Origin of the sequence: Pseudomonas sp. NBRC 111130 (genome assembly GCF_001320485.1) — a bacterium.
Taxonomy (GTDB): Bacteria; Pseudomonadota; Gammaproteobacteria; order Pseudomonadales; family Pseudomonadaceae; genus Aquipseudomonas; species Aquipseudomonas vlassakiae.
The window spans coordinates 1-9439 of sequence record NZ_BCBG01000079.1; the positions used below are offsets into that span (position 1 = coordinate 1).

A 9439-nucleotide genomic window follows, 5' to 3' on the forward strand; every position below is an offset into this window, starting at 1 on the left:
ACAGGCGCCAAATAACTTAAGCCAGGAACAACCAATACAACTTTTACACCTCGCCCGCATCCAACCATAAGCAACACTCACACCCGCTGACAGGAGATTTGCCATGGCGATGCGCACGGCCCTGATGCTTTCCTGCATGACCGTGGCCCTGATGGGCTGCGTCGGTTCCAACGACGATCACCACACCCCGCCGACCACCGAACAGGTCGACCTGCAACGCTACCAGGGCACCTGGTACGAGCTTGCACGCCTGCCGATGTTCTTCCAGCGCAACTGTGTGCAGTCCGAAGCCCATTACGGCTTGCGCGAAGATGGCCGTATCGACGTGACCAACCGCTGCAAGGAAAAAGACGGCACCTTGAACGAAGCCCGTGGTATTGCCGAAGCCCAGGTGCCAGGCCGGACCGATAAGCTCTGGGTGCGCTTCGATAACTGGTTCAGCCGCCTGGCGCCGGGGCTGACCAAGGGTGAATACTGGGTGCTGTACCACGACAAGGACTACCGCGTGGCAATGGTTGGCCACCCCAACCGCGAATACCTGTGGCTGCTGTCGCGCACGCCGGCAATTACCGACCAGACGCGTGACCAGCTGCTGACGATTGCCCAGAAGCAGGGTTATGACACCAGCAAGCTGATCTGGCGGCAGGACACCCCCGCCGAGCCTTGAGCATCGACGCCCTGCAGCAATCCGTCTAAGGTGTGGCTCCCCCAAGCATGGAGCAAAGCATTGGACCTGCAGTTTCTGGGCACCTCCTCCGGGGTGCCCACCAAAGCCCGCAACGTCAGCGCCACCGCCGTCATCGAAGCCAGCGGCAGACACTGGTACCTGGTCGATTGCGGCGAAGGCACGCAGCACCAGCTGCTGCACAGTTCGCTCTCGGTACGCGACCTGCGCGGCATCTTCATTACCCATGTGCATGGCGACCATTGTTTCGGCCTGCCGGGGCTGTTGGCCAGTGCCGCAATGGGCGGGCGCAGCGAACCCCTGGACCTGATCTTGCCCGCCGCTTTGCAGGACTGGGTGCGACTGAGCCTGGCGGCCAGCGAAACCCACCTGCCGTTCGAACTGCGCTTGTTGCCGGTCGAGGGGCTGGGGCAGTGGCAGAGCGAACACATCCAGGTCAGTACCGTGCAGCTGTCGCACCGGGTGCCGAGCGTGGGCTTCGTGTTCACCGAACTGAACCCTGAACCACGCCTGGACATTCAGCGTTTGGTGGCTGAAGGGGTCCCGCGTGGGCCGTTGTGGGGCGATCTGGCCAAGGGACTGATGGTCGAGCTTGACGGGCAGCGGCTCGAACCGCGTGACTATTTGAAAGCCTCTCGGCCGCCGCGGCGGGTGATCGTCTGTGGCGACAACGACAACCCGGCATTGCTCGCCGAGGTCGCCAAGGACGCGGATGTACTGGTGCATGAGGCGACCTATACCCAGCCCATCGTCGAGCGCAGTGGCAACGCGTTCGGGCATAGTACGGCGGCGGCGGTGGCGCAGTTCGCTGAAGCGGCAGGGGTGCGCAATCTGGTACTGACGCATTTCAGTGCGCGGTACCAGGGGGATCCGAAGCGCAGCCCGTGCATTGGTGATGTGCGGGATGAGGCGTTGGCTCACTACAGTGGGCACCTGACCTTGGCTCAGGACCTGCAGCGTTACCATGTCGACCGTGATGGGTGCCTGGTCGCCGTTCAGTCTTGAGATCGCCGGGGCCGCAAAGCGGCCCCTTTCAGTGCATTGCTATGCCGCCAGGCGCCCGCTGGCGATCGCCTCCGACGCCGCCAGCATGGCCCGCAGCAGCACGGCACATCCTGCCGCCAGGTCCTCTGGCGTGGCGTTCTCGATCTCGTTGTGGCTGATGCCATTCTCGCAAGGCACGAAGATCATCCCCGCCGGCCCAAGCTCGGCCAGGAAGATCGCGTCATGCCCTGCCCCGCTGACGATGTCCATGTGCGGCAAGCCCAGGGCCTGCGCCGACTGGCGTACGGCATCGACGCAACCGCGGTCGAAGTACAGCGCCGGGAAGTCCGCCGTGGGGACCAGTTCATGGCTCAAGCCATGCTTGGCACAGGTCGCCTCGATCACCGTGCGCACATCGGCAATCATCGCTTGCAGCTGGTCGCCCTCCAGGTGACGGAAGTCCAAGGTCATGCGCACCTCGCCAGGGATCACGTTGCGCGAGCCGGGGTAGGCCTGCAGGCACCCGACTGTGCCGCAGGCGTGAGGCTGATGCGCGTGGGCGGTGCGGTTGACCGCTTCGACCACGGCTGCGGCGCCCACCAGGGCGTCCTTGCGCAGGTGCATCGGCGTCGGCCCGGCATGGGCTTCGACGCCGCGCAGGGTCAGGTCGAACCACTTCTGGCCCAGGGCGCCGAGCACCACACCGATGGTCTTGGCCTGGTCCTCGAGGATCGGCCCCTGTTCGATATGGGCTTCGAAGTAGGCACCCACCGGGTGGCCAAGCACTGCACGCTGGCCGGCATAGCCGATGGCGTCCAGCGCTTCGCCGACGGAAACGCCTTGGGCGTCGCGCTTGGCCAGGGTTTCTTCCAAGGTGAATTTGCCGGCGAACACACCCGAGCCCATCATGCAAGGCGCAAAGCGCGAGCCCTCCTCGTTGGTCCACACCACCACTTCCAGCGGTGCCTCGGTCTCGATGCCCAGGTCGTTGAGGGTGCGCAGCACCTCCAGTCCGGCCATCACACCAAAACAACCATCGAACTTGCCGCCGGTTGGCTGGGTGTCGATATGGCTGCCGGTCATCACCGGTGGCAGCTTGGGGTTGCGCCCTGGGCGACGGGCGAAGATGTTGCCCACCGCATCGACACTGACGCTGCAACCGGCAGCCTCGGTCCATTGCACGAACAGGTCGCGAGCCTGGCGGTCGAGGTCGGTGAGCGCCAGCCGGCACACGCCGCCCTTGGGTGTGGCGCCGAGGCGGGCAAGGTCCATCAGCGACTGCCACAGACGTGCACTGTCGACGTGGCGCTCGGTTGATTTCAGAACATGCTGGGATTGGCTCATGGTGTTTCTCCTCAGGCATTTTTATTGGTGTGTACTGGCGCAATCGCCGGCCCGCGCACCGCCACGCCGCCCAGGGCGTAGTACAGCGCCCCGCCCAGCAGCGACCCGGTGAACCAGCCATAGTCGTAGAACCAGCTGAAGCTGCTGTTGCCGATGGCCAGCACGGTCAGCGCCACCGGCACGGCGAAGGCGGCGAAGCCCGCCCGGTTCCATGCCGGGTACACGTCGTCGCGGTACAGCCCGGCAAGGTCCAGGTGCTGGCGGCGGATCAGGAAGTAGTCCACCACCATGATCCCGGCGATCGGCCCGAGCAGGCTGGAGTAACCCAGCAACCAGTTGGAATAGACGCTTTCCAGGCTCAGGTCGGAAACGATCCAGCCGAGCTTCTTCAGCAACTCGTGGCCCATCAGCGCCAGGCCGATGAAGCCGGTCAGCCACACCGCGCGGCTGCGCCCGATCAGGCGCGGCGCGATGTTCTGGAAGTCGTTGGTCGGCGAGACAATATTGGCGGCAGTGTTGGTCGACAGCGTGGCGACCACGATCAGCGCCATGGCCAGCGCGACCCAGCCAGGGCTATGAATCTTGCCGATCAGGCTGACCGGGTCGGACACCGTCTCACCCACCAGCGAGGCGGACGCTGCCGTCATGACCACCCCCAGCGAGGCGAACAGGAACATGGTCAGCGGCAGGCCGAAGATCTGCCCGAGGATCTGGTCTTTCTGGCTCTTGGCGTAGCGGCTGAAGTCGGGAATGTTCAGTGACAGCGTGGCCCAGAAACCGACCATGGCGGTAAGCCCGGCGCAGAAGTAGCCGACCACGCTGGCCCCTTCCGGGCGCTTGGGTGGCTGCGCCAGCAATTCAGTCATCGACATGTGCGGCAAGGCCCAGAACAGCAGGCCGAAACCCACCGCCACCAATAGCGGTGCCGACAGTGTTTCAAGCCACTTGATCGACTCGGCGCCGCGCAGCACCACCCACAGGTTCAACGCCCAGAAGATCATGAACCCGATTACCTCGCCAGTGCCGCCCAGCGCCTTCCAGCCGTCGAAGATCGAGCCAAGGAACAGGTGGATGGCCAAACCGCCGAACATCGTCTGGATGCCGAACCAGCCACAGGCCACCACCGCACGGATCAGGCACGGTACGTTGGAGCCGAGGATGCCGAACGACGAGCGCAGCAGCACCGGGAACGGGATGCCGTACTTGGTGCCTGGGAAGGCATTGAGGGTCAGCGGGATCAGCACGATGAGGTTGGCCAGCAGAATCGCCAGCAGCGCCTCACCCACGCTCAGGCCGAAGTAGGCCGTGAGCACGCCGCCGAGGGTGTAGGTCGGCACGCAGATGGACATGCCCACCCACAGTGCGGTGATGTGCCATTTGTTCCAGGTGCGCTGGTGCACCTTGGTCGGCGCGATGTCGTGGTTATAACGCGGGCTGTCGAGGACGTCACTGCCTGCGGACAGCTCGAACAGGCCTGCCTGCTCGATCACTTCCGATCTGCTCTGTTGCATGGGGCCTTCTCCAGATTTCTTCTAGTTGTTCGCTCATCGGGCTAACGCGATGGCCGGAGTACACACACCACCAGTAATGCTCCTCCGGTCCGGCCTGGCGGTTGTGGCCGTACTCAAATTGCGTGCCGGGTTGGCCTGCGCCAACCCGGCCGGCCGCCGCCGACCGGAGGTAATCAACTGATCTGCAAAGCATTGTTGCGCGGCAGGCGGGGGCACGATGGTTCCCTCGCCTGCCGCTTGCGCCACTCTGGGCCGGCCCTGGCCCCTGCATCAGGTTTCAAACTGGTGCAGCCTGTTTTTTCAACGGCGCGGCGTGCGCCTCAAAGCCAGGAATCAAGCAGCTGATTTTGCATGGAAAATCTTGACCAATTTGGCTTCTTGTCAAGTGCGTCAAAATGGTGAAAGGCCTCCCCATTTTGGGGATTTGAAAAATTTATCCTTTATTATCAATAAGATAAGACAGATATAAGCATATAAAATTTTTTCTTGAACAATCCTGAAACTGCATCTAGATTCCAATCTTGTCAGTTCTGACAGGATTAAAACTCCTTCTTCAGCCACTGGCGCATAACAATTCCAAAAGCCGGCTCAGACCGGTCAGCCTGCGAGGAAGACGGCATGTCCCTGTTGATCCGTGGCGCCACCGTGGTTACCCATGAAGAGAGCTATCTCGCCGATGTCCTGTGTGTCGACGGCCAGATCCGCGCCATCGGCAAAGGCCTCGAAGCCCCTGCCGACTGCGAGATCCTCGACGGCAGCGGCCAGTACCTGATGCCCGGCGGCATCGACCCGCACACCCACATGCAGTTGCCCTTCATGGGCACGGTCGCTAGCGAGGACTTCTTCAGCGGCACCGCCGCAGGGCTGGCCGGTGGCACCACCTCGATCATCGATTTCGTCATCCCCAACCCGCAGCAGTCACTGCTCGAGGCCTTCCACACCTGGCGCGGCTGGGCGCAGAAGAGTGCCTGCGACTACGGTTTCCACGTTGCCATCACCTGGTGGAGCGAACAGGTCGCCGAAGAAATGGGCGAGCTGGTCAGCCAGCACGGGGTCAACAGTTTCAAGCACTTCATGGCCTACAAGAACGCCATCATGGCGGCCGACGACACGCTGGTAGCCAGTTTCGAGCGCTGCCTGCAACTGGGCGCCGTGCCCACGGTACATGCCGAGAACGGCGAGCTGGTCTACCACCTGCAACAAAAACTGCTGGCCCAGGGCCTGACCGGGCCGGAAGCGCACCCGCTGTCGCGCCCTTCGCAAGTCGAAGGCGAAGCCGCCAGCCGCGCCATCCGCATTGCCGAAACCATTGGTACGCCGTTGTACGTGGTGCACATCTCCAGCCGTGAAGCGCTGGACGAAATCACCTACGCGCGGGCCAAGGGCCAGCCGGTGTACGGTGAAGTGCTGCCGGGCCACCTGCTGATCGATGACAGCGTCTACCGCAACCCGGACTGGGCAACCGCCGCCGGTTATGTGATGAGCCCGCCATTCCGCCCACGCGAGCATCAGGAGGCCCTGTGGCGTGGCCTGCAATCGGGCAACCTGCACACCACCGCCACCGACCACTGCTGCTTCTGCGCCGAGCAGAAGGCCATGGGCCGCAACGACTTCAGCCGCATCCCCAACGGCACGGCCGGCATCGAGGACCGCATGGCAGTGTTGTGGGATGCCGGGGTCAACAGCGGGCGCCTGTCGATGCACGAGTTCGTCGCCCTGACTTCGACCAACACCGCGAAGATTTTCAACCTGTTCCCGCGCAAGGGTGCCATCCGCGTCGGCGCCGACGCCGACCTGGTGCTGTGGGACCCGCAGGGCACGCGCACGATTTCCGCCCAGACCCACCACCAGCGGGTCGACTTCAACATTTTCGAAGGCCGCACAGTGCGCGGCATCCCCAGCCACACCATCAGCCAGGGCAAGGTGCTCTGGGCCGATGGCGACCTGCGCGCCGAGCCTGGCGCCGGTCGTTACGTGGAGCGCCCGGCCTATCCCTCGGTGTACGAGGTGCTGGGCCGACGCGCCGAGCAACAGCGCCCGACCCCCGTTCAGCGCTGAGGCCATCGGGGCTGCTGCGCAGCCCCTGTGGGAGCGGCCTTGCGCCGCGAAAGGGGTGCAAAGCACCCCCAGAATCCAACGCGATTCCGCTCGTCTGCATCCATAAAAAAAGAGAGGCTACAACCGTGATCGATGCCCTGAACCATCTGCCGCGCCCGCGCGCCGGCAGCGACCAGCTGGCCGAGCGCTTCACCGACCTGGCCCCACCCCTCACCGCCCGCCAGGCAGCCGTCGAAAGCGCCCGCTGCCTGTACTGCTACGACGCCCCCTGCGTTAACGCCTGCCCGAGCGAAATCGACATTCCGTCGTTCATCCACCGCATCAGCGACGAGAACCTGCAAGGCGCCGCCGAGCGCATCCTGTCGGCCAATATCCTCGGCGGCAGCTGCGCCCGCGTGTGTCCCACCGAGATCCTCTGCCAACAAGCCTGCGTGCGCAACAATGCTCAAGAATGCGCCCCGGTGCTGATCGGCCAGTTGCAGCGCTACGCCTTGGACAATGCCCAGTTCAGCGAGCACCCGTTCAAACGTTCGCCGGCTACCGGCAAGCGCATTGCCGTGGTCGGCGCCGGCCCTGCCGGGCTGTCGTGCGCCCACCGCCTGGCCATGCACGGCCATGACGTAGTGGTGTTCGAAGCCAGCGAAAAGGCCGGAGGCCTCAACGAATACGGCATCGCCCGCTACAAACTGGTGGACGATTACGCCCAGCGCGAAGTGGAATTCCTGCTCGGCATCGGTGGTATCGAGATCCGCCACGGCCAGCGCCTGGGCGCCAACCTTGGCCTGGGCGAGTTGCGCGAGCAGTTCGACGCGGTGTTCCTCGGCCTGGGCCTGAACGCCGTGCGCGAGCTTGGCCTGGATGACGAACAAGCCCCCGGCCTGCTCGCCGCCACGGCCTACATCCGCGAACTGCGCCAGGCCGACGACCTGGCGCAACTGCCGCTGGCCGACCGCTGCCTGGTGATCGGCGCCGGCAACACCGCCATCGACATGGCCGTGCAGATGAGCCGGCTGGGCGCCCGCGACGTCAACCTGGTGTACCGCCGCGGTTACCCCGACATGGGCGCTACCGGCCATGAGCAGGACATCGCCAAGGCCAACCAGGTGCGCCTGCACACCTGGGCCCGCCCCGACGGCGTACTGCTCGATGACCACGGCCGCGTGCGTGGCATGCGCTTCATGCGCACCGAACTGGCCGACGGCCGCCTGCGCGACACGGGCGAGACCTATGAACTGGCTGCTGATGCCATCTTCAAAGCCATCGGCCAGCGCTTCGACGACGCCAGCCTCGGCGACCCGGTTGCCGCACAACTGGCGCGAGACGGCGAACGCATCCGCGTCGACGAAAACCTGCGCACCAGCCTCCCGGGCGTGTACGCCGGTGGCGACTGCACCGCCCTGGGCCAGGACCTCACCGTCCAGGCCGTGCAACACGGCAAGCTGGCCGCCGAAGCCATCCATGCCCAACTCATGCTCAACGTGGAGGCAGCGTAAATGGCCGACCTGTCCATCGAATTCGCCGGCATCAAGGCGCCCAACCCTTTCTGGCTGGCTTCCGCGCCGCCGACCGACAAGGCCTACAACGTCGTCCGCGCCTTCGAGGCCGGCTGGGGCGGCGTGGTCTGGAAGACCCTGGGCGAGGACCCGGCTGCGGTCAACGTGTCGTCACGGTATTCGGCGCACTACGGGCCCAATCGCCAGGTGCAGGGCATCAACAACATCGAACTGATCACCGACCGCTCGCTGGAGATCAACCTGCGGGAAATCACCCAGGTGAAGAAGGACTGGCCCGACCGCGCTCTGATCGTGTCGCTGATGGTGCCGTGCGTGGAGGCGTCGTGGAAATTCATCCTGCCGCTGGTGGAAGCCACCGGCGCCGATGGCATCGAGCTGAACTTCGGCTGCCCGCACGGCATGCCTGAGCGCGGCATGGGCGCGGCGGTCGGCCAGGTGCCGGAATACGTCGAGATGGTCACCCGCTGGTGCAAGATGCACTGCTCGCTGCCGGTGATCGTCAAGCTCACGCCGAACATCACCGACATTCGCCAGTCGGCCCGGGCCGCCCACCGCGGTGGCGCCGATGCCGTGTCGCTGATCAACACCATCAACTCGATCACCAGCGTCGACCTTGACCGCATGGTCGCCCACCCCATCGTCGGCGACCAGAGCACCCACGGCGGTTACTGCGGCTCGGCGGTCAAGCCGATCGCCCTGAACATGGTCGCCGAGATCGCCCGCGACCCGGAAACCCGCGGCTTGCCGATCTGCGGCATCGGCGGGATCGGCAACTGGCGCGATGCCGCCGAGTTCATCGCCCTGGGCAGCGGTGCGGTGCAAGTGTGCACGGCGGCGATGCTGCATGGCTTCCGCATTGTCGAAGACATGAAAGATGGCCTTGCGCGCTGGATGGACCAGCACGGCCACCGCAGCCTGCAAGCCTTCTGCGGGCAGGCCGTGGGGCATACCACCGACTGGAAGTACCTGGACATCAACTACAAGTCGGTGGCGCAGATCGACCAGCAGGCGTGCATCGGTTGCGGGCGCTGCCACATCGCCTGCGAGGATACCTCGCACCAGGCGATTGCCAGCACCCTGAAAGTTGATGGGACGCATGCCTACAGCGTGATCGAGGACGAATGCGTGGGCTGCAACCTGTGCCAGATCACCTGCCCGGTGGAGAACTGCATCGAGATGGTGGCGCAGGATACCGGCAAGCCTTACCTGAACTGGACCCAGGATCCGCGCAACCCCTACCGTGAGGCCAGCTGAGTACTCTAGATCGATGGGGCTGCTTCGCAGCCCTTCGCGGGCACGCCCGCTCCCACAGGTTACTCGCAATCCTCAAGGTCGGCGCGGAA

The 9439-nt window shown here is 64.5% G+C and carries 7 protein-coding genes; 5 read left to right on the forward strand and 2 right to left on the reverse strand.

All coding sequences use genetic code 11. The annotated features are described in order from the left end of the window. Nucleotides 1-103 precede the first annotated feature (103 nt). Together APH33_RS22305 and APH33_RS22310 are read left to right on the forward strand one after the other, a co-directional pair. Nucleotides 104-667, forward strand: coding sequence for a lipocalin family protein (locus APH33_RS22305; protein WP_082433680.1), 564 nt, complete (start codon nt 104-106; stop codon nt 665-667). 60 nt (nt 668-727) lie between these two features. After that, nucleotides 728-1690: an MBL fold metallo-hydrolase gene (locus APH33_RS22310; RefSeq protein ID WP_054887218.1), complete on the forward strand. Its 963-nt coding sequence runs from the start codon at nt 728-730 to the stop codon at nt 1688-1690. A gap of 39 nt (nt 1691-1729) precedes the next feature. Here the strand turns inward: APH33_RS22310 and APH33_RS22315 are convergent, their stop codons facing one another. Next, nucleotides 1730-3013, reverse strand: a complete 1284-nt coding sequence (locus tag APH33_RS22315; protein ID WP_054887219.1) for a Zn-dependent hydrolase — start codon at nt 3011-3013, stop codon at nt 1730-1732. An 11-nt stretch (nt 3014-3024) separates the two neighbouring features. Next, on the reverse strand, nt 3025-4524 hold the full coding sequence (locus APH33_RS22320; RefSeq protein WP_054887220.1) for an NCS1 family nucleobase:cation symporter-1: 1500 nt from the start codon (nt 4522-4524) through the stop codon (nt 3025-3027). 618 nt (nt 4525-5142) lie between these two features. Here APH33_RS22320 and hydA point away from each other — a divergent pair. The 3 genes from hydA to preA all read left to right on the forward strand — a co-directional run bounded on the left by hydA (nt 5143) and on the right by preA (nt 9350). Continuing rightward, a complete protein-coding gene (gene hydA / locus APH33_RS22325) occupies nt 5143-6582 on the forward strand; it encodes a dihydropyrimidinase (protein ID WP_054887221.1) in 1440 nt (479 codons plus the stop codon). 125 nt (nt 6583-6707) lie between these two features. Beyond that, nucleotides 6708-8075: an NAD(P)-dependent oxidoreductase gene (locus tag APH33_RS22330; RefSeq protein ID WP_054887222.1), complete on the forward strand. Its 1368-nt coding sequence runs from the start codon at nt 6708-6710 to the stop codon at nt 8073-8075. After that, a complete protein-coding gene (gene preA, locus APH33_RS22335; protein WP_054887223.1) occupies nt 8076-9350 on the forward strand; it encodes an NAD-dependent dihydropyrimidine dehydrogenase subunit PreA in 1275 nt (424 codons plus the stop codon). Nucleotides 9351-9439: the final 89 nt, after the last annotated feature.